Below are 22,003 nucleotides of genomic sequence, written 5' to 3'. Positions count from 1 at the left end.
TCGCCAGAGGCGAGCCCCGGTGGCGGGGCATGACACTGAGTATGGGGTGAGAGCGGAGTACCAATCAATCCTACTCGCTATCCCATCCGCTCCCCTTGATCCCCGGATTCGCATAGACGATGCCGCCATCGACCGCGATGGTCGCGCCCACCACGTAATCCCCCGCGCGCGAGGCGAGATAGATCGCGGCGCCCGCCATGTCCTCGTCGGTGCCGATGCGCCCCGCGGGCACGCGCGTTGCGACCTCGTCGCCATGATCGCGCGCGGCGCGGTTCATGTCGGACTGGAACGGGCCCGGCGCGATCGCGGTGACCACGACATGGTCGGAGATCAACTTCACCGCCATGCGCCGGGTCAGGTGGATCAGCCCGGCCTTGCTCGCGGCATAGGAATAGGTCTCCATCGGATTGACGAAGATGCCGTCGATCGAGGCGATGTTGATCACCTTCGCCGGTCGCTCGGCGGAGGCTGCCGCGCGCAAGGGGCCGGCCAGTGCCTTGGTCAGGAAGAACGGCGCCTTCACATTCAGATTCATCACCTTGTCCCAGCCGCTTTCGGGGAATTCGTCGAACGCCGCGCCCCAGGCCGCGCCGGCATTGTTGACGAGGATGTCGAGCTTCGGCTCGCGCTTCCCAAATTCGCTGGCCAGCAGCTCGGCGCCGGCAACCGTCGAGATGTCGATCGGCAGTGCGATGCATTCGCCGTCATATCGCGCGGTGAGCTCCTTGGCGGTCTCCTCGCACGGCCCCGCCTTGCGCGCGGTGATGTAGACCTTTGCCGCGCCGGCGCTGAGAAATCCCGCCGCGATCATCTTGCCGATGCCACGCGAGCCGCCGGTCACGAGCGCAACGCGGCCTTTGAGCGAGAACAGATCGTTGAACATGGTGCCTCCCTTGGGTTGGAGGCTGTGTGAGCCGGTGCCAATTGAGAGTCAAGGAACGCGCCTCATCGTCGTCCTGGCGAAAGCCAGGACCCATTACCCCAGGGGGCAGTGGCTGGATCGAGCTTTGGCCCGAGCGCGTCGCAAAATGAATGGCGGTGGCAATGGGTCCTGGCTTTCGCCAGGACGACGCCTGAGGTTTGCGACGACGGCGGAGTTTGACGGCTACGCCGCCGCAATCCTGCGAAAACCGTTCCACATCGCGGTCGCGGCGCCCGAGGTCAGCACGGGCAAGATTCGCGTGGCCTGGTAGTTGCCGTTGAGCGAGACGCGCGGCAGCGCGGTCATGTGGCCGGCGTTGTCGGCGAACAGCATGCCGGGCCGCGTCGTCACTGCGGTCTTGAACCCGGCTGCCGCAGCGAGCGCGAATTCGCGCTCGCCCGCCGCTTCGCGGTCGCCATAGGGATAGGCGAAATGCAGCACGGGGCGCTCCAGCGCCTGCTCGATCCGCGCGCGGCTCATCGCCATTTCCTGCGTGGCGATCTCCGCCGCCTGTTTGGCGAGATTGCTATGGCTGATGCTGTGCGCGCCGATCGTGACCAGGGGATCGGCGGCCAACCTCTTCACCTCGTCCCATGACAGGCAGAGGCTGCGGCACAGCGCTTCCATGTCGACGCCATAATTCGTGCACAGCGCTTCGATCTCGCGCTTGAGGTCGTGCTCGCCCGGTAGCGCGCGCAGCCAGTCGTGCAAGCGGTCGAACGCCGCCTGCTTGGCAGCGGGCGTCGTCGCATCGAGCCGCAGCTTGGAATGGCCGATTCTGACGTCAATGTGCTCGGCTTTGGCGATCACCGCCTCCAGTGCAATCCACCACAGACGTCCGTTGCCCTCGGCAAAATCGCTTGCGACATAGACCGCCAAAGGCGCGTCAAATTCGCGCAGCACCGGCAGCGCATAGTCCAGGTTGTCGCGATAGCCGTCGTCGAGCGTGAAGGCCGCGAACCGGCGGGCGAACCGGCCCTGCGCCAGCCGCTCATGCAGCTCGTCCATGCCGACGATGTCGATGTCGCGTGAGCGCAAATGGCACAGCGTGGCGCGAAGGAAATCGGGGGTGACTTCGAGATGCCGGTTCGGCTGGAACGCAGCCTTACGGGCCGGCCGCACGTGGTGCAGCATGAAAATGGCACCGACGCCCGACAGCAACGGGCGCAACAGATGGTGCGCCCCGCTGAAATAGAGCGCTTCCAGCCCGGCGCGGATGACGTTGTTGCGGAGTTGTTTCATTGCAGGCTGGCGGACCCCCGGGCATTCCGCCCACAACTTACGGAAGGACCCTTGAAGAAAAAGTTATTCCGGTTGTCCACGCAGGGCCTCCACAAGGGCACCATTTCCGGTTTGACAGCCCGCCAAGGGTTTGTTTTGTCTCCGGTTCCAGAGTTCGGGTCGTCGAATGCAGAAGCTTTTCAGGTGGGCCAGCAAATGGTGGCCGGGGCTGATTCCCCTGGCCGTCATGTGGGGATTTGCGGCCTGGAATAACACTTTGCCGGTCGAGGCGGACCTGGCGGCCCGCAGCTCGGCGGCGCTGAAGGATACCGTTCTGGACAAGACCCGGATCGCGGTCGACGGCCGCGACGTCAGCCTGGCCGCGGACGCCTTCTCCGAGGAGGGGCGCCGCGACGCCGTGATGGCGGTCGAAACCGTCCCCGGTGTGCGGCTGGTCGACGACCGGACCCGCCTTGTTCCCGAGGCCAAACCCTTCGTCTGGAATGCGGAACGTGACGTGGTGCGGGTGACCCTGTCGGGCTCCGCGCCGCTGCCCTCGATGCGGGCGCGGCTGACCGAGGCGGCGCGTAAGGAAGTCGCCGGCGTCGAGGTGACCGATCAGATGGGGCTGGCGCGCGGTGCGCCGCCACGATTCGAGGCCGCCGCGACGTTGCTGCTCGACCAGATCGGCAAGCTCAAGGACGGCAAGATCACGATCACAGATACCAAGGTCAATCTGTCGGGCATGGCGCGCGAGCTCGGCGGTCGCGAGGCGATTGCGGCCGCGCTGAAGAACCTGCCGGAGGGTTTTTCGATCGCCGCCAACGACGTCAAGGCACCGCCCTACATCTTCCAGGCCTACAAGGATCCGGTGGCCGCGACGGTGACGCTGACCGGCTACGTCCCCGACAACACCATCCACGCCGCGATCGCGACCAGCGCCTCGCGAAAGTTCTTCAACGAGAAGGTCGTCGACAATCTCAAGGCCAGCATCGGCGCGCCAGGCGCCTTCAACACCGCCGTGGTCGCAGCGCTCGGCGCGCTGTCGCGGCTGTCCACCGGCACACTCGTGGTTTCGGATCGCGAGGTGAAGCTGTCGGGCGATGCGCTCTACGAGGGCGCCGCCAATGACATCCGCGCAGGGCTCGGCAAGGACTTTCCGAAGAACTGGCAATACAAGCCGGAGATCACGGTGAAGCCTGCGGCAGGCCCCGTCGACGGCACGGTGTGCCAGCAATTGTTCTCGGACCTCCTGGCCAAGGGCAAGATCCGCTTCGCGGCGAAGCGCGCCGACATCGATCCGGACTCCGCCGGCATTCTCGACCATCTGATCGAGACGGCGTTGCGCTGCCCCACCACCAATATCGAGGTCGTCGGGCATACCGATGCCGACGGTGAGGACTCCTTCAATCAGGCTCTCTCGGAGAAGCGCGCGCAGGCGGTGATCGATTATCTGGTCAAGGCCGGCCTGCCCGCCAGCCGCTTCACTGCGGTTGGCCACGGCAGCACGCAGCCCCTCGCCGGCAACGACACCGATGAGGGCAAGGCGCAGAACCGCCGCATCGAATTTCTGGTGAGGTGACGATGCCCTACCTCGTCTCGTTCCATATGGGTTGGCTGATCGGCTCGCTGCTGCTGGGCTTTTGCATGGGCTGGATCTCGGTGGTCCAGCGCGGCAACGGCACCTCGAAGGTGACTGCGCGGTGGCTTGCCGCCCTTGCCGCGGGTCTGGTCGCAGCTTCGTTGTCACACGTGGTCCCCGGTCGTTTCGGCTACTGGCTCGACCTCGGCCTGATCATGTTCGCGTGCTATCTCGTGGGTTGCGCCATCGGTGCATGGCTACGCGACCGGGTGGTCTCGCGGAGCACACCGCCGGTTGCCCCGTGATGTTGCCGTGCACCCCACTCCCAGGGATGGGTGCGCGTCCGCCGCGGCCTTTCGGCGCATCAGAAATCCGTGACCGGCCGCTTCGATGCCCCCCTTTCAACAGGCCGGCGCGCCCCATAGATTGACGTCGGCTTAAAGCCGTGACGGAACATTGTGCGGTTGAAATCATCAAAACTTCATGGCGTCTGCGCAGGATTGCCAAGGAGATTCGCGTCAAGCCTTGCCGCCGAAAGCGCCAAACCGTGCATCAGGAGCCCGCAACCCTGCCTAAAATATTGAAGGCACGTGTTTTTGTTCGAATTGGCGAATTCCACTTCGCCCGAAAACGCGCTAGTGGAAGGGCAGGGGGCATGCGCGATGCCGAAGCCGGCGGCGAGGGGTCGTTGAGTGCCGGTGCGTCGTCCGCCTGTCTGCCGGCCAACCTGGCCGCTGAAGCGTTGTTCGAGGTCTAGATGCTGGAAGCCATACGCAGGGCGACGACGTTTCTGCGCCAGAAGCAAATCCTGCATAAGCTGGGAGTTGTGATCAGCGTCGCGGTCATCGGCATCGCTTGCTATGTGCTCTACCACATGCTCCGCGGCATCGATCGCAACGAGGTTCTGGAGGCGATCAAGAGCACCGAGCCGAGCCAGATTGCGATGGCGGCGCTGTTCGTGGCTGCGGGCTATTTCACCCTGACCTTCTACGACCTGTTCGCCACGCGCGCGATCGGGCATTCCCACGTGCCCTACCGGATCAACGCGCTCGCCGCCTTCACCAGCTATTCGATCGGCCACAATGTCGGCGCCAGCGTCTTCACCGGCGGCGCGGTGCGCTACCGCATCTATTCGGCCTATGGGCTGAATGCGATCGACGTCGCAAAAATCTGCTTTCTCGCCGGCCTGACCTTCTGGCTCGGCAATGCCGCCGTGCTCGGCCTCGGCATCTCCTACCATCCGGAGGCCGCCGCCGCGATCGACCAGCTGCCGCCCTGGCTGAACCGGGCGCTGGCGATGATGATCATCGTGGGGCTGGTCGCCTATGTGGTGTGGGTCTGGACCCAGCCGCGCGTGGTCGGACGCGGGCCCTGGACCGTGGTGCTGCCGGGCGGCCCGCTGACGCTGCTCCAGATCGCGATCGGCATCGTCGATCTCGGTTTCTGCGCGCTCGCGATGTACGTGCTGGTCCCGGACGAGCCCAACCTCGGCTTCGTCGTGGTCGCGGTGATCTTCGTCTCGGCGACACTGCTCGGCTTTGCCAGCCATTCGCCCGGAGGTCTTGGCGTGTTCGATGCCGCCATGCTGGTCGGCCTCTGGCAGATGGACCGCGAGGAGCTCCTGGGCGGGATGCTCCTGTTCCGCGTCCTCTATTATTTGTCCCCCTTCGTTCTATCTGTAATCTTGCTGACGTTTCGCGAAGTTATCATCGGCGCACGTTCGAAGCGCTTGCAGCAGGCGGCGCTCAAGCTCGATCCCGGCCCGGCGCATGAGGCCGCTTATGTGAGAGAGCGCAGCGACAGCGGCGCCTGACCGGCGCAAGCCTTTAAGGAGAAGCCCTCCCCGATGGCGATCGACGCCCCATCTTCTCCCAACACCCAGCCCTGGTCCGATCGGCTGCGGCACTCGACCATCATCCTGATCGCTGCGGCGCTGGCGCTGTCGGTGGTGGTCTCGCTCGGCGAATTGTCGGCGCTGCATGCCGCGATCGTTTTCCTCTGCATCGCAGCCGCGGCGCTGATCCCCTGGCGCCTGCACGATCCCACAGCCTCGCGCGACGATGTCAGGCGCATCAACCCGGTCGAGAGCGCGGCGGTGGCCGCCGTCGTCGCCGGCATGCCGGATCCTGCGGTACTGCTCGACCGCGCCGGCCGCGTCATCCATCTCAATGCCGCCGCCGCCCAGCTCGCGCCGGCGCTGCGCAGGAACGAGCTCGCCCAGTTCGCGCTACGCTCGCCGGAGATCATCACGGCGTTGCGCGAGGCGATCGCGACCACCGAGCCGCGGCGCGCGACCTATCTCGACCATGTTCCGGTCGATCGCTGGATGGAGCTCATGATCACGCCGGTGCCGGTGCCGACCACCTTCGGCGGCGCCGACAAATGCATGCTGATGACCTTCCACGACCAGACGCCGCTGCGCCGGGTCGAGGAGATGCGGGCCGACTTCGTTGCCAATGCCAGCCACGAGCTGCGCACGCCGCTCGCCGCGCTGTCGGGCTTCATCGATACGCTCCAGGGCCAGGCCAAGGACGATCCCAAGGCGCGCGAGCGCTTCCTCGGCATCATGCACAACCAGGCGACCCGTATGGCGCGCCTGATCGACGATCTGCTGTCGCTGTCGCGGGTCGAGCTGTCGGCCCATGTCCGCCCCGACACGCTGGTCGACCTCTTGCCGATCATCCTCCAGGTCGCCGACGGGCTCGAGCCGCTGGCGCGGGAACGCCAGGTCGATGTCGAGACCGATCTGCCGGAAGCCCCCGTGATGATCGCGGGAGACCGCGAGGAGCTGCTTCGCCTGTTCGAGAACCTGATCGAGAATGCGCTCAAATACGGCGCCTCGGGCGGACGCGTCATCGTGTCGCTGACGTCAAGCGCGGCCACTGATGGATCTCAGGAAATCCGGGCCATGGTCCGGGATTTCGGCCCGGGCATCGCGCCGGAGCACCTGCCCCGGCTGACCGAGCGCTTCTATCGGGTCGACGTCGGCGACAGCCGCTCGCAGGGTGGAACCGGGCTCGGATTATCGCTGGTGAAACATATTCTTAACCGTCATCGCGGCCGGCTCCTGATCGAAAGCGTACCCAAACAGGGCGCCACTTTTACCGCCTGTTTTCCCCAGGCCAGGCCTCCGACTTCGACCTGAAAATCAAGCGATTTCAATCGCTTGAAGGTGTCATCCAGCTGTCACGAAACCTTCGTAAAAGCACAGCCGACCGCTCCTAAAGGGGCGGCGCGGGGAGCGCGATCGGGCGCGGATGGCGCTTCGCTCCCCTGTATGGAGACCAGCATGAATTTCCTCAAAACTATCGTCGCTGCCGGCTTGGTCGCCGCATCGACGACGGCGGCGTTTGCAGCCGACATCACGGGTGCCGGTGCGACATTCCCGTTCCCGATCTATTCGAAGTGGGCTGATGCCTACAAGAAGGAGACCGGCAACGGTCTGAACTACCAGTCGATCGGCTCGGGCGGCGGCATCAAGCAGATCCAGGCGAAGACCGTGACCTTCGGCGCCAGCGACGCGCCGCTCAAGGCCGAGCAGCTCGAGAAGGACGGCCTCGTCCAGTGGCCGATGGTGATGGGCGCCATCGTCCCCGTCGTCAACCTCGAGGGCGTGAAGCCCGGCGAACTGGTGTTCGACGGCGAGACGCTGGCCAACATCTATCTCGGCAAGATCACCAAGTGGGACGATGCCGCGATCAAGAAGCTCAATCCGAACGTGAAGCTGCCCGCGGAGGCGATCACCGTGGTCCGCCGTTCGGACGGTTCGGGCACCACCTTCAACTTCACCAACTACCTCTCCAAGGCCAGCGCGGACTGGAAGAGCAAGGTCGGTGAGGGCACCGCGGTCGAGTGGCCGGTCGGCGTCGGCGCCAAGGGCAACGAAGGCGTGTCGGGCAACATCAGCCAGACCAAGAACTCGATCGGCTATGTCGAGTACGCCTATGCCAAGCAGAACAAGCTGACCTACACCGGTCTCGTCAACAAGGCCGGCAAGCCGGTGCAACCGACCGTCGAGGCCTTCCAGGCCGCCGCCTCCAACGCCGACTGGGCCAAGGCTCCTGGCTATTACGTCATCCTGACCGACCAGCCCGGCGACAAGTCCTGGCCGATCACGGCGGCGACCTTCATCCTGATGCACAAGTCTGCGACGGACAAGGCTGCCTCCCAGGAAGCCATCAAGTTCTTCCGCTGGGCCTTCAAGAACGGCGGCAAGGCGGCTGAAGAGCTCGACTACATCCCGATGCCGGACAGCGTCGTCCAGCTGATCGAGAAGACCTGGGCTGCCGAGATCAAGAGCTGAAGCGAATGTCCCGGACGCGCTGCAGCGTGAAACGCTGCTGCGCAGCCCCGGGACCCACAAGAACCGGGCCCCGGATCAGCGTCGCACCGCTTCGCAGCTCGCGCCGCATCCGGGGCACAACTCCGGCAACAAGCGTATAGAGAACGGGTACAGGGGATCGGCGTGGCAGAGATGGCCGTTCAGAGCGATGTAATCGACGACGCCGGACCGTATGACCGCGCCAAGGCCTTGAGCGCGTTCAAGCTCGGCGACGTCACCTTCTACTGGATCACGCGGCTTTCCGCGATCTCGGTGCTGCTGATCCTCGGCGGTATCATCATTTCGCTGATCGTCGGCGCCTTCCCGGCGATCAAGGAATACGGCCTGTCGTTCCTGTGGACGCAGCGCTGGGCGCCTTCGGCCGATCCGCCCGTGCTCGGCGCGCTCGGGCCGATGTACGGCACGCTCGTCACCTCCTTCATCGCGATGCTGATCGCCATTCCGGTCGGTCTCGGCATTGCGATCTTCCTTACCGAGCTCTGCCCGCAATGGCTGCGCCGCCCGATCGGCATGGCGATCGAGCTGCTCGCCGGCATTCCGTCGATCATCTACGGCATGTGGGGCTTCTTCGTGCTGGGCCCGTTCCTGGCCAACACCTTCCAGCCCTTCATGATCAGGGTCTTCGACGGCGTTCCCGTGCTGGGGGCGATCTTCGCAGGTCCCCCGTCCTATCTCAGTCTGTTCAACGCCGCGCTGATCCTCGCCATCATGGTGCTGCCCTTCATCACCTCGATCTCGGTCGACGTGTTCAAGACGGTGCCGCCGGTGCTGAAAGAGGCCGCCTACGGCGTCGGCTGCACCACCTGGGAAGTCGTCCGCAGCGTGGTGATCCCCTACACCCGTGTCGGCATCATCGGCGGTGTCATGCTGGCGCTGGGCCGCGCGCTCGGCGAGACTATGGCGGTGACTTTCATCATCGGCAACTCGTTCCGCATCTCCTCGTCGATCTTTGCACCGGGCACCACGATCTCGGCGGCGATCGCCTCCGAGTTTGCCGAGAGCGACGGCCTGCACCAGTCCGGCCTGATCCTGCTCGGTCTGCTCCTGTTCGTGCTGACGTTCTTCGTGCTCGCGGCCGCGCGGCTGATGCTGCTGCGTCTGGAACAGAAGGCGGGGAAGTGACATGAACCCGATTTACGCACGCCGTCGCCGCACCGACATCGTCATCCGCGGGCTCTGCATCGCCGCCGCCGCCTTCGGCGTCACCTGGCTCGCGCTGATCCTGATCACGCTGCTCTACAACGGCCTTAGCGGCCTGAACCTCCAGGTCTTCACCGAGAACACGCCGCCGCCCGGCGCGTCCGAAGGCGGCCTGCTCAACGCCATCGTCGGCTCGCTGATCATGACCGTGCTCGGTGTCGGCATCGGCGCGCCGCTCGGCCTGTTCGCCGGCACCTATCTCGCCGAGTACGGCCGCAACGACAAGCTGACCTCGGTGATCCGCTTCATCAACGACATCCTGTTGTCGGCGCCCTCGATCATCATCGGCCTGTTCATCTACGGCGCCGTGGTGGTGCCGATGCGCGGCTTCTCGGCGATCGCGGGTAGCCTCGCGCTCGCCGTGATCGTCATCCCCGTGGTGCTTCGCACCACCGAGGACATGCTGCTTCTGGTGCCGAACGCGCTGCGCGAGGCGGCCTCCGCGCTCGGCCTGCCGCGCTCGCTGGTGATCAAGCGCATCGCCTACCGCGCCGCGCGCTCCGGCCTCATCACCGGCGTGCTGCTCGCCACCGCCCGCGTCGCCGGCGAGACCGCGCCGCTACTGTTCACCGCGCTGTCGAACCAGTTCTTCAGCCTCGGCCTGAACAAGACGATGGCCAACCTGCCCGTGACCATCAACAATTTCGTGCAGAGCCCCTACGCCTATTGGAAGCAACTCGCCTGGAGCGGCGCGCTGCTGATCACGCTCACCGTGCTTGCCCTGAACATTGGCGCCCGCATCCTCGGTGCCGAGAGGACCGCAAAATGACCGACCTGTCCGTATCCGTGAGTTCCAACGGTCACCTGGCCTCGCATCCGCTGCCGGAAGCGCCCGCCAAGGTGACGGTGCGCAACCTCAACTTCTATTACGGCGAGCATCACGCGCTGAAGAACATCAACCTGACGCTCGGCACCAACCGCGTCACGGCGTTCATCGGCCCGTCGGGCTGCGGCAAGTCGACCCTGCTGCGCATCTTCAACCGGATGTACGACCTCTATCCGGGCCAGCGCGTCACCGGCCAGCTGATGCTGGACCAGACCAACATTCTCGACCCCAAGCTCGACCTCAATCTGCTGCGCGCCCGCGTCGGCATGGTGTTCCAGAAGCCGACGCCGTTCCCGATGACGATCTACGAGAACATCGCCTTCGGCATCCGCCTCTACGAGAAGATCTCGAAGTCGGAGATGGACGACCGGGTCGAGAAGGCGCTGCGCGGCGGCGCGCTGTGGAACGAGGTCAAGGACAAGCTCAACGCTTCGGGCCTGTCGCTCTCCGGCGGCCAGCAGCAGCGCCTCTGCATCGCCCGCACGGTCGCGGTGCGGCCTGAAGTGATCTTGTTCGACGAGCCCTGCTCGGCGCTCGATCCGATCTCGACCGCCAAGGTCGAGGAGCTGATCCAGGAACTGTCCGAGAACTACACGATCGCGATCGTCACCCACAACATGCAGCAGGCGGCGCGCGTCTCCGACAAGACCGCCTTCATGTATCTTGGCGAGCTGATCGAGTTCGACGACACCAGCAAGATCTTCACGTCGCCGAGCGACCGGCGTACGCAGGATTACATCACCGGCCGGTTCGGCTGAGGAGACGGGACATGGGTACTGAACATACCGCAAAGGCCTTCGACACCGACCTCCAGGAGCTCACCCGCCTGGTCGCCGAGATGGGCGGCATCGCCGAGCGCATGATCGTCGATTCCGTCGACGCGCTGATCCGCCGCGACGTCGCGCTCGGTCAGCGCGTCGTCACCACCGACGCCGAGCTCGATGCGCTGCAGAAGCGCATCGAGGAGCGCGCCGTGCTCACCATCGCCCGCCGCCAGCCGATGGCGGTGGATCTGCGCGAGATCGTCGGCGCCATGCGCGTCGCCACCGATCTCGAGCGCATCGGCGACCTCGCCAAGAACATGGGCAAGCGCGTTGCGGCGCTGGAGACGGACTTCCATCCGCTAAAACTGTTCCGCGGCCTGGAGCACATGACCGACCTCGTGCAGCAGCAGGTCAAGTCGGTACTGGACGCCTATGCCGCGCATGACCTGCCGGCGGCAATGGCGGTGTGGAAGGGCGACGAGGAAGTCGACGCCATCTGCACCTCGCTGTTCCGCGAGCTCCTCACCTACATGATGGAGGATCCGCGCAACATCTCGTTCTGCATCCATCTGATGTTCTGCGCCAAGAACATCGAGCGGATCGGCGACCACGCCACCAACATCGCCGAAACCGTGTTCTACATGATCGAGGGGCAGGCGATCACCGACAAGCGGCCGAAGGGCGACATGACGACCTTCGCCACGACGGTACCGAATACCTAGGGAGCGACGACAACATGGGCGCACGCATTATGGTGGTTGAGGACGAGGAAGCTCTCACCGAGCTTCTCCGTTACAACCTCGAAGGCGACGGCTATGACGTGGAGACGGTGATGCGCGGCGACGACGCCGACACCCGCCTCAAGGAACACATCCCGGATCTGATCGTGCTCGACTGGATGCTGCCGGGACTATCAGGCATCGAGCTGTGCCGGCGGCTGCGCACCCGTCCCGAGACCAAGCAACTCCCGATCATCATGCTCACCGCGCGCGGCGAGGAGAGCGAGCGGGTGCGGGGTCTTGCGACCGGCGCCGACGACTACATCGTCAAGCCGTTCTCGGTGCCGGAGCTGCTCGCGCGCGTTAAGGGCCTTCTGCGGCGCGCAAGTCCGGAGCGGCTCGCCACCGTGCTCGCCTACGGTGACATCGAGCTCGATCGGGACAAGCGCCGCGTGGCGCGCTCGGGCCGGCCGATCGATCTCGGCCCGACCGAATATCGCCTGCTGGAGTTCTTCCTGGAGCATCCCGGCCGCGTGTTCTCGCGCGAGCAGCTGCTCGACAGCGTCTGGGGCCGCGACATCTATATCGACGAGCGCACTGTCGACGTCCATATCGGCCGCCTGCGCAAGCTGCTCAATCTCGGCCGCGAGCAGGACCCGATCCGCACCGTCCGCGGCGCCGGCTATGCGCTGGATGATCGGTTTGCGAAGGCGGAGCAGACGTAAGGCGTTTGGTGGGGATGAGTTAGCGAGCTGTCGCCCCAATTTCCGCGTCGTCCCGGCGAAGGCCGGGACCCATACCGCGTGATCTATCGATTGGGCGCGGTCTTGATTGCACGGTGCAGCCGCATCATTGAGAGTCTTCGCCAAATGGCATTCGGTGGCTATGGGTCCCGGCCTTCGCCGGGACGACACCGAACATGTAGAGCCGCCATCGCACGACGGCTCATTTCTGGTCTCAGAACAAACTCACCGCGTGCTCGGCTTGGCCGGCGCGCGCCGGCGATCTGCGGCCGGCTGATAGGCCACGCGCGAGTGCTGGGCACAGTAGGGCAGGCCGGACAGCGCCCTGCCGCCGCAGAAGAAGAAATCCGGGCTCGAGGGATCGCCGACCGGCCAGTGGCAGGTTGCCTCGTTCAATTCCAGCAGCGACAGCCGCTGGCTCATCGGCACCACGTTGTCGTAGGTGACCGGTTCGGCCTCGACCTCGACCTCGAAGGCCTGCGCCAGCGCGGTGTTGCCGCGCGAGATCGGCCGGGTCACCCGCATCATGTGCTGTGCTGGGCGCGCCTTGCGCGGCCGCGGCGCGGCCGAAGATGGGCTCTTGGCGCGGCCCGACAGGCCGAGCCTGTGCACTTTGCCGATCACGGCATTGCGGGTCACATTGCCGAGCTCGGCCGCGATCTGGCTGGCCGAAAGTCCGGCCTCCCAGAGCTTTTTCAGCTGCTCGACGCGATCGTCGGACCAGGTCAAAACCGTCATTGCACCCTTTCCCTCGCTGCGCGCCGCCATCCTGGGGCCTCACAGCGAATGCCTAAGCCTTGAAAAACCCGTGCCGCCAGAATCCCTTAAGGCTCGCCGGGCGCGCTACTGACGCCCGAACGTTTACGCCGGTACATGAGGACTTAGAGGATCAGAACCGCTGCACGAGATGTCGTATCTGACAGGCCAAACGCTACAATATGGCGTGACTCCCGCGCAAGAGTCCGCCGACTCGCTTCCACATGTTCCGTGGTGAAAACCCCGCAAAATCGGCACCGCAAGACTACGGATTCAGCGTTTCGCGAGGCTTTCCGGGCGGCATTGACACCGGTCTTGCCAGGCATAAGATAGTGCCGCGTGCCGCCCTTAAAAGGCGGCACGTTTCGTTTTCCGGACCGGTCAATGGTGCGCTGCGCAAGGCACGCCAGGCAGGTCTCAACTTTCAAATGCAACATCCAAGTGATGGTCATGACCAACAGCGCCGCGCCGCATCTGCTTCCCGTTTTCGCCAGGGCCGACCTTGGTTTCGAGCGCGGCGAAGGCTGCTGGCTGATCGCGACCAATGGCGATCGCTATCTCGATTTCACGTCGGGCGTTGCGGTGAACGCGCTCGGCCATGCCCATCCCGCGCTGGTCAAGGCGTTGCAGGAGCAGGCGACCAAGCTCTGGCACATGTCGAACCTGTTCCAGAGCCCGGATGGCGAACGGCTTGCAACGCGTCTGTGCAACGAGAGTTTCGCGGACTTCGTGTTCTTCTGTAATTCCGGCGCCGAAGCGCTGGAATGCGTGATCAAGGTCGTGCGGCGCTATCACGCCGCCAAAGGCCATCCCGATCGCTATCGCATGATCACCTTCGAAGGCGCCTTCCACGGCCGTACGCTGGCGACGCTGGCTGCGACGGGCTCGGCAAAATATCTCGAAGGTTTCGGCCCGCCGATGGACGGCTTCGACCAGGTCCCGCATGGCGATATCGAGGCCGTGAAGAAGGCGATCGGTCCGCAGACCGCCGGCATCCTGATCGAGCCGATCCAGGGCGAGGGCGGTGTGCGTTCGTCGGCACCCGCCTTTCTCAAGGCGCTGCGCCAGCTCTGCGACGAGAAGGGCCTGTTGCTCGCGTTCGACGAGGTGCAGACCGGCATGGGCCGCACCGGCGATCTGTTCGCGCATCGCCGTCTCGGCGTCACGCCCGACGTGATGTCGCTGGCGAAGGCGCTCGGTGGCGGCTTTCCGATCGGTGCCTGCCTTGCGACCGCGGAAGCGGCCTCCGGCATGACACCCGGCTCGCACGGCTCGACCTTCGGCGGCAATCCGCTCGCGATCTCCGCTGCGAACGCCGTGCTCGACGTCATGCTCAAGCCCGGCTTCTTCGATCACGTGCAGAAGATGTCGCTGCTGCTCAAGCAGAAGCTCGCCTCCGTGATCGATCGCCATCCTGATGTCGTCAGCGAAGTGCGGGGCGAGGGTCTCCTGATCGGCATCAAGGCGGTCGTGCCTTCGGGTGATCTCGTTGCCGCCTTGCGCCACGAAAAACTGCTCACCGTCGGCGCCGGCGACAATGTCGTGCGCTTTCTGCCGCCTCTGATCGTCACCGAAGCCGAGATCGAGGACAGCGTCGGGCGGCTCGAGCGCGCCTGCACGGCGATCTCGTCCAGTCAGACCAAGCGGGCGGCAAGCTGATGAGCAAGTCGCCAAAGCACTTCCTCGACATCAACGAGCTCCCGCTGTCGGAGCTCAAGCGCATGCTCGCCGCATCCTCCGCCATGAAGGCGAAGCAGAAGGCGCATCAGCCGGTCAGGCCGCTCGAAGGCAAGACGCTGGCGATGATCTTCGAGCGCCCCTCAACGCGGACGCGGGTGTCGTTCGACGTCGCCATGCGCCAGCTCGGCGGCGAGCCCATCATGCTCACCGGTGCCGAAATGCAGCTGGGCCGTGGCGAGACCATCGCCGACACCGCGCGCGTGCTGTCGCGCTATGTCGACGCCATCATGATCCGCATCCTCAATCACGAGGCGCTGCTGGAGCTTGCGGCCTATGCGACCGTGCCCGTCATCAACGGCCTGACGCGCCGTTCGCACCCTTGTCAGGTGATGGCCGATCTCATGACCTATGAGGAGCATCGCGGCCCGATCGAGGGCAAGACGGTGGCCTGGACCGGTGACGACAACAACGTGCTGGCGTCCTGGGCCCACGCCGCCGAGCGCTTCAAATTCCAGCTCAACGTCGCAACGCCGCCGGAGCTCGCGCCGAAGAAGGCGATGCGCGACTGGATCAAGACGACCAATGCGCCGATCGTGCTCGGCACCGATCCGGAAGCCGCCGTGCGCGGTGCCGATTGCGTCGTCACCGACACCTGGGTGTCGATGGGCGACAAGGAAGGCGAGCACCGCCATAACGTGCTCAAGCCCTACCAGGTTAATGCCAAGCTGATGTCGCTGGCCAAGTCCGATGCGCTGTTCATGCACTGCCTGCCCGCCCATCGCGGCGAGGAGGTCACGGATGACGTGATCGACGGCCCGCAATCGGTCGTGTTCGACGAGGCCGAAAACCGCCTGCACGCGCAGAAGGGCATTCTGGCCTGGTGCTTTGACGCGGTGAAGTAGGCGGGGGCGCATTTGGATCGTCGTCCTGGCTTTCGCCAGGACGACACCGAATTTGCAGGATCGTGTGTAATCATAGCTGCATCCGGAACACGCCGCCTCGCACCCCTTCCAATCCGTCACCTCCGACCCCAGATAAAGCGCCATGGTTTTCCAATCCCCTGACATGAAAACCGGGCTCGAAGGCCCGGTTCGCGCGCCATCAGCAGTTCCGATCGATGACGCCGTGCTGCCCTACGAGGTCGATGCGCTCGACGTGCGCGGCCGCCTGGTGCGGCTCGGCCCGGCGCTCGACGACATCCTCACCAAGCACGATTATCCCGCCCCCGTCGGCAAGCTGCTCGGCGAGGCCATCGTGCTGACGACGTTGCTCGGCTCGGCGCTGAAATTCGAGGGCCGTTTCATCCTTCAAGCCCAGACCGACGGTCCGGTATCGTTCCTGGTCGTCGACTACATGGCGCCGGATCGCCTGCGCGCCTATGCGCGCTTCGATGCTGCGCGCCTCGGTGACGCCAGGGATTCAGGGACGCTGCTCGGCCGCGGCCATCTCGCCATGACCATCGACCAGGGTCCCGACATGAGCCGTTACCAGGGCCTGGTCGCGCTCGACGGCGGCGGCCTCGAAGAGGCCGCTCACGAATATTTCCTGCGCTCCGAGCAGATCCCGACGCGCGTGCGCCTCGCGGTCGGCGAGGAATGGCGCAGTAGCGACGGCGGCAAGCATCGCTGGCGTGCTGGTGGCATGTTGATGCAGTTTTTGCCGAAGGCGCCGGAGCGCGCGCGGCAGGCCGATTTGCATCCCGGCAACGCGCCCGAAGGCACCGAGGTGCACAGTGTCGCGGAAGACGACGCCTGGGTCGAGGCGCGCTCGCTGATCGAGACCGTCGAGGACGTCGAGCTGATCGATCCCGAGCTGTCCGGTGAGCGGCTGCTGTTCCGCCTGTTTCACGAGCGCGGCGTGCGCGTGTTCAATCCACAGGTCCTGAAGGCACAATGCTCCTGCTCGCGCGATGCGGTCGCGTCCATGCTGAAGAGTTTTTCGCCGGACGACCGCGCCGCCATGGTCAAGGACGATAAGGTCGTGGTGACCTGCGAGTTCTGCTCGTCGGTCTATCAGTTCACGCCGCACGAGGCGGGCGTGGAGAACGCGTAGGTTCTGCATTCTCCGTCATTGCGAGCGGAGCGAAGCAATCCAGTCTGCCGCCGCGGAAAGATTCTGGATTGCTTCGCTGCGCTCGCAATGATGATGGGGCAGGCTGCTTGCCAAGAACTCCGATCTCGTAGGGTGGGCAAAGCGTAAGCGTGCCCACCATCTTATCCGCGGCGACTGAAATGGTGGGCACGCTTCGCTTTGCCCACCCTACGGCACCGAGGCCCGCCCCTAATTCAACACCCGCTTGTAGTCCGGGCTGTCCAGCGAAAACGTCGGCACGTCGATCTCGAAGCGCTCGCCGCTTTCGCTGACCATCTGGTAGCGGCCGGTCATGAAGCCGGAGGCGGTCGTGAGCGGCACGCCGGAGGTATATTCGAAGCGCTCGCCGGGGGCCAGGATCGGCTGCTCGCCGACGACGCCCTCGCCCTTCACCTCCTGCTGGCGGCCGGAGGCATCGGTGATGATCCAGTGCCGCGTCTTCAGCTGCACGGTCTCGTCGCCGGAATTGGTGATGACGATGGTGTAGGACCAGAAATAGCGGGAGCGGTCGGCCGACGACTGCTCCGGAACAAAGTTCGGCTCGACGGTCACTTCGATCTGGCGGGTCACGGCGCGGTACATAACCTCCATCATACCGAAATCCGCCCGGGGAACCAAACGCTGGAGACGGCTTTGGCGACATCGTCCCGCCAGAATTCGCGGGGAAGGACTCCCCCAAGGGAAGACACCCTTATGTGATCGTGCCGCTTTGCGGGACGACGGCTGGAACGGTAAACTCCATTGCACGTCGCGATTTGCGGAAGGGTTTTTGGCCCCCGATGACCATTGCCGACCAAGTGACGGGATCGACGATCGCGGGAACCGCGGGTGCCAAACCCGCAGGCACCAAGCCGCGGGCCGCCGCGCCGGCCATCACGCTGCCGGCCATCGGCGAGCGCGAACTCCGGCTCGATCTGTTCCGCGGGCTGGCGCTGTGGCTGATCTTCATCGACCATCTGCCAACCAGCCTGCTGACCTGGTTCACCATCCGCAATTACGGCTTCAGCGACGCCACCGAGATATTCATCTTCATCTCCGGCTATACCGCCGCCTTCGTCTACGGCCGTGCGATGCTGGAGAACGGCGTCGTCATCGCCACCGCGCGCATCCTGCGGCGCGTCTGGCAGATCTACGTCGCCCACGTCTTCTTGTTCACGATCTTCCTCGCCGAGATCTCCTATGTGGCGACCAGCTTCGAGAACCCGCTCTACACCGAAGAGATGGGCATCATGGATTTCCTCAAGCAGCCCGACGTCACCATCGTGCAGGCGCTGCTGCTGCGCTTCCGGCCCGTCAACATGGACGTGCTGCCGCTCTACATCGTGCTGATGCTGGCGCTGCCGTTGATCCTGTGGTCGATGAAGTGGAAGCCCGACGTCACGCTCGGCCTCTCGGTCGTGCTCTACGCGGTGACCTGGGAATATGACCTCTACTTCTCGGCCTATCCGAACGGCTTCTGGGCGTTCAATCCGCTGGCCTGGCAATTGCTTTTCGTCTTCGGTGCATGGTGTGCGCTCGGAGGTGCGCGACGCATGTCGCGCATTCTGGCCTCACCGGTGACGATGTGGATTGCGATCGCTTATCTGGTCGCGGCGTTCTACGTGACGCTGACCTGGTACGTGCCGCAGCTCGGTCACCTCATGCCGAAGCGCATCGAGCAGTGGATGTATCCGATCGACAAGACCGATCTCGACGTACTGCGCTTCACCCATTTCCTGGCGCTGGCCGCGCTCACCGTGCGCTTCCTGCCGCGGACCTGGCCGGGCCTGAAATCGCGCTGGCTGCGGCCGCTGATCCTGTGTGGGCAGCATTCCCTCGAGATCTTCTGTCTCGGCGTCTTCCTGGCCTTCGCCGGCCATTTCATCCTGGCCGAGGTCTCCGGCGGCGCAGCCATGCATGCGTTGATTAGTCTCTCCGGAATCCTGATCATGTGGGGGGTGGCCTGGGTCATTTCGTGGTACAAGAGCGTGGCTGACAAGAGCGGTGCGAAAACCAAAAACGCCGTCGGCAACGCCGATCTGGCGGGAGGGGGCTGATGAAGGCGAAGGTTCTCCTGAGCCTGATCCTGCTATGCGGTGGTCTCGCCGCGCCCATGGCGCGCGCGGGCGATGCTGCGTCTGCCGCTCCGGCCGCGCCCGCGGCCTGCGAATTGCCGCCCTATCTGCTCACCAGCGAAAGCCAGCTTCCCAAGGTCGCCGACGCCGTCAAGGCCGGCAAACCGCTCGAGATTCTGGTCATCGGCAGCCGCTCGACCACGATTCCTTCCTCGGAGAGCAGCTCATATCCGGCACGCATGGAGGTGAGCCTCAAGGACAAGCTGCCGCCCCCGGGAGCGGTGCACGTCTCCGTAGAAATACAGAGCAAGAGGACGGCACAGGAGACCGCCGCCACCTTCGTTAAGCTGATGGAAGCAAAAACGCCTACTTTGGTCATCTGGCAGACCGGGACCGTGGATGCTATCCGATCCATCGATCCCGACGAATTTCGCAGCGCAGTAACCGAGGGGGTTACTGCGTTGCAAAAGACAGGGGCTGACGTCGTCTTGATGAATTTGCAGTATAGCCCGCGCACCGAAACCATGATCGCGGCGCAGCCTTTTCTCGATAATATGCGCGTGGTGGCGCAGGAGCACGACATCCCACTGTTCGACCGTTTCGCGATCATGCGGCAGTGGAACGATCAGGGCCAGTTCGACCTGTTCAACCCGTCCCGCGGGCCTGAGCTGGCGAAACAGGTTCATGATTGCCTTGGCCGGGCGTTGGCACAATTCGTGATCGACGCTGCCCATCTGGAGCCGGCCCAGCAGCAAAATTGAGGTCTAGCGTTAATGAGTTCTCTCCGCCCTTTTTGTCTGACGTCATGGCTGGCTGCGCCCGCAGCAGCAATGCTGCTGGTGCTGGCACCCGCTTCGCAGCTGCGCGCGCAGACGCAAGCCGCACAGGCGACGCCCGCGCCCGCGCCGCCGGCTGATCCCGCTTCCGCCCCGTCCTCCCAAACCACCGTCGCCGCAACGTCTCCCGACCAGCGCGGCATCACCGCGCGTGCCATCGACAAGGTGAAGGAGGTCGCAAAGTCCGCCGGCGACATCTTCAGCCGAGTGCCCTGTCTGCCGCCGAAGGGCGGCTCGAAGGCGATGGGCACGCTGCCGCATGTCGCAAGCAAGCTCGTCGCCGGCCAGCCCGTCGTCATCGTCGCGTTCGGCTCGTCGTCGACCGCAGGATTCGGTGCGAGTTCGCCGGAGTTCAATTATCCGAACCGCCTCGCCGCACAGCTGCGCCGGAATTATCCGACCGCCGACATCACCGTCGTCAATGCCGGCGTTGGTGGCGAGGATGCGCCCGAGATGATGAAGCGCCTTCAGACGCAGGTGATCGACGTGCATCCGGATATGGTGATCTGGCAGGTCGGCACCAACGCCGTGCTGCGCAACCTCGATCCCGGCGAGACCGCAAAGATAGTCGAGGACGGCATCTCCCGCATCCAGGCTGCGGGCGGCGCCGACATCGTGCTGGTCGATCCGCAATATTCGCCGGCGGTCAACCAGCGCGCCGAGAGCGCCGGCAAGATGGTGAAGCTGCTCGGCAAGGTCGCCGAGCTTCGTCACGTCGGCATCTTCCCGCGCTTCGAGGTGATGCGCGAGTGGCACGAGAAGCAGGCGATCCCGGTCGAGGGCTTCGTCATCGCCGACGGCCTACACATGAACGATTGGGGCTATGCCTGCTTCGCCCAGCTCCTCGGCGACGACATCATCCACTCCGTCGGCCAGATCAAGCTCGGTGTGAACGTGCCGGCCGACGTGCGCGCGTATCGGCCGATGTAAATATAGGTGCCGTAGGGTGGGCAAAGGCGCGCTCTTCGCGCGCCGTGCCCACCATCCATCGTCAGTGTGATCGTGAATGGTGGGCACGCTTCGCTTTGCCCACCCTACGAGTCCGAGCCCTTGGCTCGCTCACGCTTTCTCCAGCGCCGCGGTCAGATCCTCGATCAGATCGTCCGCATGCTCGAGCCCGGCGGAGAAGCGGATGAAGCCCTCGCTGATGCCGAGCGCGGCGCGGTCTTCCGGCTTCAAACGCTGATGCGTCGTGGTCGCCGGATGCGTGACGAGACTCTTGGCGTCGCCGAGATTGTTGGAGATCTTCGCCAGCTTCAATTCATTGAGCACGCGGAACGCGGCCTGCTTGCCGCCCTTGACCTCGAAGCCGACCAGCGTCGAGCCGCCACGCATCTGCTTCTTCACCAGCGCCGCCTGCGGGTGATCGGCGCGGCCGGGATAGACCAGCCGCGAGATCTTCGGATGGCTGGCCAGCACCTCGGCAATGCGCGCCGCGGTGTCGGTCTGCGCGCGCACGCGCACGCCCAGCGTCTCCAGGCCCTTGAGCAGGACCCAGGCGTTGAACGGCGAGATCGACGGGCCGGTCTGGCGCATGAAATTGTGGATGTGCTCGGCGATGAAGGCTTCCGAGGACAGGATGATGCCGCCCAGACAGCGGCCCTGGCCGTCGATGTGCTTGGTCGCCGAATAGACCACGACGTCGGCCCCGAGCGCGAGCGGGCTCTGCCAGATCGGCGTTGCGAAGACGTTGTCGACGACGAGCCGCGCACCGCCCCTGTGCGCGATCTCGGCGATGCCGGGGATGTCGAGCACATCGAGCGTCGGATTGGTCGGGCTCTCCAGGAAGAACGTCTTGGTGTTGGGCTTGAGCGCCCGCTGCCACTGGTCGAGATCGAGGCCGTCGACCAGCGTGGTCTCGATGCCGTAGCGCGGCAGCAAATCCTGCACCACATAGAGGCACGAGCCGAACAGCGCCCGCGAAGCGACCACATGGTCGCCCGCCTTCAGCGGCGCCAGGATCGCGGTCGTCACCGCCGCCATGCCGGTGGCCGCCGAGCGGGCCGCCTCGGCGCCTTCGAGCTCGATCATGCGGCGCTCGAACATCGCGATGGTCGGATTGGAGTAGCGCGAATAGATGAAGCCGGGGTCCTCGCCCTTGAACCGCGCCTCGCACTCCTCGGCGCTGTTGTAGACGTACCCTTGCGTCAGGAACAGCGCCTCCGAGGTCTCGCCATATTGCGAGCGCAGGGTCCCGGAATGGACCAGGCGGGTTTCGGGACGGTAAGTGGCAGGCGACTTCGACATAGGACCCTCCGACATGACCG

22 protein-coding genes are annotated in these 22,003 nt (G+C 64.8%); 17 read left to right on the top strand and 5 right to left on the bottom strand.

From position 1 onward, the window contains the following. Nucleotides 1–70: 70 nt before the first annotated feature. A complete protein-coding gene (locus ACR9YP_RS02380) occupies nucleotides 71–883 on the bottom strand; it encodes an SDR family oxidoreductase (RefSeq protein ID WP_091884917.1) in 813 nt (270 codons plus the stop codon). Between the two features lie 222 nt (nucleotides 884–1,105). Then, nucleotides 1,106–2,164: a polysaccharide deacetylase family protein gene (locus ACR9YP_RS02375; protein WP_091884922.1), complete on the bottom strand. Its 1,059-nt coding sequence runs from the start codon at nucleotides 2,162–2,164 to the stop codon at nucleotides 1,106–1,108. Between the two features lie 166 nt (nucleotides 2,165–2,330). On the opposite strand from ACR9YP_RS02375, the gene ACR9YP_RS02370 reads away from it, so the two are divergent. From ACR9YP_RS02370 to phoB, 11 genes are all read left to right on the top strand, one after another. After that, nucleotides 2,331–3,725 carry an OmpA family protein gene (locus ACR9YP_RS02370; protein ID WP_438104274.1) on the top strand — a complete coding sequence of 465 codons (1,395 nt, stop codon included), beginning with the start codon at nucleotides 2,331–2,333 and terminating at the stop codon, nucleotides 3,723–3,725. A 2-nt stretch (nucleotides 3,726–3,727) separates the two neighbouring features. Further along, nucleotides 3,728–4,030: a hypothetical protein gene (locus ACR9YP_RS02365; RefSeq protein ID WP_438104276.1), complete on the top strand. Its 303-nt coding sequence runs from the start codon at nucleotides 3,728–3,730 to the stop codon at nucleotides 4,028–4,030. A 140-nt stretch (nucleotides 4,031–4,170) separates the two neighbouring features. Further along, the gene (locus ACR9YP_RS02360; RefSeq protein WP_128955835.1) at nucleotides 4,171–4,482 is read left to right on the top strand and encodes a hypothetical protein; all 312 of its coding nucleotides are present in this window, start codon (nucleotides 4,171–4,173) and stop codon (nucleotides 4,480–4,482) included. Then, complete coding sequence (locus ACR9YP_RS02355; RefSeq protein ID WP_091884934.1) at nucleotides 4,483–5,538, top strand: putative bifunctional lysylphosphatidylglycerol flippase/synthetase; 1,056 nt, start codon at nucleotides 4,483–4,485, stop codon at nucleotides 5,536–5,538. A 33-nt stretch (nucleotides 5,539–5,571) separates the two neighbouring features. Beyond that, nucleotides 5,572–6,870: an ATP-binding protein gene (locus ACR9YP_RS02350; protein WP_438104277.1), complete on the top strand. Its 1,299-nt coding sequence runs from the start codon at nucleotides 5,572–5,574 to the stop codon at nucleotides 6,868–6,870. A 144-nt stretch (nucleotides 6,871–7,014) separates the two neighbouring features. Beyond that, nucleotides 7,015–8,028 (top strand): phosphate ABC transporter substrate-binding protein PstS, encoded by a 1,014-nt coding sequence (pstS, locus tag ACR9YP_RS02345; RefSeq protein ID WP_091885397.1) that lies wholly within the window; start codon nucleotides 7,015–7,017, stop codon nucleotides 8,026–8,028. Nucleotides 8,029–8,199: 171 nt separating this feature from the next. Next, nucleotides 8,200–9,189, top strand: coding sequence for a phosphate ABC transporter permease subunit PstC (gene pstC / locus ACR9YP_RS02340; protein ID WP_164934782.1), 990 nt, complete (start codon nucleotides 8,200–8,202; stop codon nucleotides 9,187–9,189). Between the two features lies 1 nt (nucleotide 9,190). Continuing rightward, on the top strand, nucleotides 9,191–10,036 hold the full coding sequence (pstA, locus tag ACR9YP_RS02335) for a phosphate ABC transporter permease PstA (protein WP_128955834.1): 846 nt from the start codon (nucleotides 9,191–9,193) through the stop codon (nucleotides 10,034–10,036). Next, nucleotides 10,033–10,851 (top strand): phosphate ABC transporter ATP-binding protein PstB, encoded by an 819-nt coding sequence (pstB, locus tag ACR9YP_RS02330; RefSeq protein WP_091884952.1) that lies wholly within the window; start codon nucleotides 10,033–10,035, stop codon nucleotides 10,849–10,851. The genes pstA and pstB overlap by 4 nt, the downstream gene beginning before the upstream one ends. A gap of 11 nt (nucleotides 10,852–10,862) precedes the next feature. Beyond that, nucleotides 10,863–11,579 carry a phosphate signaling complex protein PhoU gene (gene phoU / locus ACR9YP_RS02325; protein ID WP_091884957.1) on the top strand — a complete coding sequence of 239 codons (717 nt, stop codon included), beginning with the start codon at nucleotides 10,863–10,865 and terminating at the stop codon, nucleotides 11,577–11,579. A 14-nt stretch (nucleotides 11,580–11,593) separates the two neighbouring features. After that, nucleotides 11,594–12,301 (top strand): phosphate regulon transcriptional regulator PhoB, encoded by a 708-nt coding sequence (gene phoB / locus ACR9YP_RS02320; RefSeq protein ID WP_008143479.1) that lies wholly within the window; start codon nucleotides 11,594–11,596, stop codon nucleotides 12,299–12,301. Nucleotides 12,302–12,544: 243 nt separating this feature from the next. On the opposite strand, the gene ACR9YP_RS02315 is transcribed toward phoB, so the two are convergent. Further along, entirely contained in the window at nucleotides 12,545–13,057 is a 513-nt protein-coding gene (locus tag ACR9YP_RS02315; RefSeq protein ID WP_091885401.1) for a GcrA family cell cycle regulator, read from the bottom strand. Nucleotides 13,058–13,525: 468 nt separating this feature from the next. On the opposite strand from ACR9YP_RS02315, the gene ACR9YP_RS02310 reads away from it, so the two are divergent. From ACR9YP_RS02310 to ACR9YP_RS02300, 3 genes are all read left to right on the top strand, one after another. Continuing rightward, nucleotides 13,526–14,734 carry an aspartate aminotransferase family protein gene (locus tag ACR9YP_RS02310; RefSeq protein ID WP_438104280.1) on the top strand — a complete coding sequence of 403 codons (1,209 nt, stop codon included), beginning with the start codon at nucleotides 13,526–13,528 and terminating at the stop codon, nucleotides 14,732–14,734. Then, nucleotides 14,734–15,657 carry an ornithine carbamoyltransferase gene (gene argF / locus ACR9YP_RS02305; protein WP_091884961.1) on the top strand — a complete coding sequence of 308 codons (924 nt, stop codon included), beginning with the start codon at nucleotides 14,734–14,736 and terminating at the stop codon, nucleotides 15,655–15,657. The genes ACR9YP_RS02310 and argF overlap by 1 nt, the downstream gene beginning before the upstream one ends. A gap of 142 nt (nucleotides 15,658–15,799) precedes the next feature. After that, complete coding sequence (locus ACR9YP_RS02300; RefSeq protein WP_438104281.1) at nucleotides 15,800–16,807, top strand: Hsp33 family molecular chaperone; 1,008 nt, start codon at nucleotides 15,800–15,802, stop codon at nucleotides 16,805–16,807. A gap of 228 nt (nucleotides 16,808–17,035) precedes the next feature. On the opposite strand, the gene apaG is transcribed toward ACR9YP_RS02300, so the two are convergent. Continuing rightward, on the bottom strand, nucleotides 17,036–17,428 hold the full coding sequence (apaG, locus tag ACR9YP_RS02295) for a Co2+/Mg2+ efflux protein ApaG (protein ID WP_128936886.1): 393 nt from the start codon (nucleotides 17,426–17,428) through the stop codon (nucleotides 17,036–17,038). A gap of 197 nt (nucleotides 17,429–17,625) precedes the next feature. On the opposite strand from apaG, the gene ACR9YP_RS02290 reads away from it, so the two are divergent. The 3 genes from ACR9YP_RS02290 to ACR9YP_RS02280 are packed head-to-tail and all read left to right on the top strand — an operon-like array spanning nucleotide 17,626 to nucleotide 20,666. Further along, nucleotides 17,626–18,882, top strand: a complete 1,257-nt coding sequence (locus ACR9YP_RS02290; protein WP_128936885.1) for an OpgC domain-containing protein — start codon at nucleotides 17,626–17,628, stop codon at nucleotides 18,880–18,882. Beyond that, the gene (locus ACR9YP_RS02285; protein WP_370991155.1) at nucleotides 18,882–19,661 is read left to right on the top strand and encodes an SGNH/GDSL hydrolase family protein; all 780 of its coding nucleotides are present in this window, start codon (nucleotides 18,882–18,884) and stop codon (nucleotides 19,659–19,661) included. Before ACR9YP_RS02290 ends, ACR9YP_RS02285 begins: the two co-directional genes overlap by 1 nt. A 12-nt stretch (nucleotides 19,662–19,673) precedes the next feature. Next, the gene (locus tag ACR9YP_RS02280) at nucleotides 19,674–20,666 is read left to right on the top strand and encodes an SGNH/GDSL hydrolase family protein (protein ID WP_474218945.1); all 993 of its coding nucleotides are present in this window, start codon (nucleotides 19,674–19,676) and stop codon (nucleotides 20,664–20,666) included. Between the two features lie 129 nt (nucleotides 20,667–20,795). Here the strand turns inward: ACR9YP_RS02280 and ACR9YP_RS02275 are convergent, their stop codons facing one another. Beyond that, the gene (locus ACR9YP_RS02275) at nucleotides 20,796–21,983 is read right to left on the bottom strand and encodes an O-succinylhomoserine sulfhydrylase (protein ID WP_474218944.1); all 1,188 of its coding nucleotides are present in this window, start codon (nucleotides 21,981–21,983) and stop codon (nucleotides 20,796–20,798) included. Between the last annotated feature and the right edge of the window lie 20 nt (nucleotides 21,984–22,003).

Source organism: Bradyrhizobium sp. BR14999, from assembly GCF_056106085.1.
This window is presented reverse-complemented; position numbering and strand designations above follow the sequence as displayed.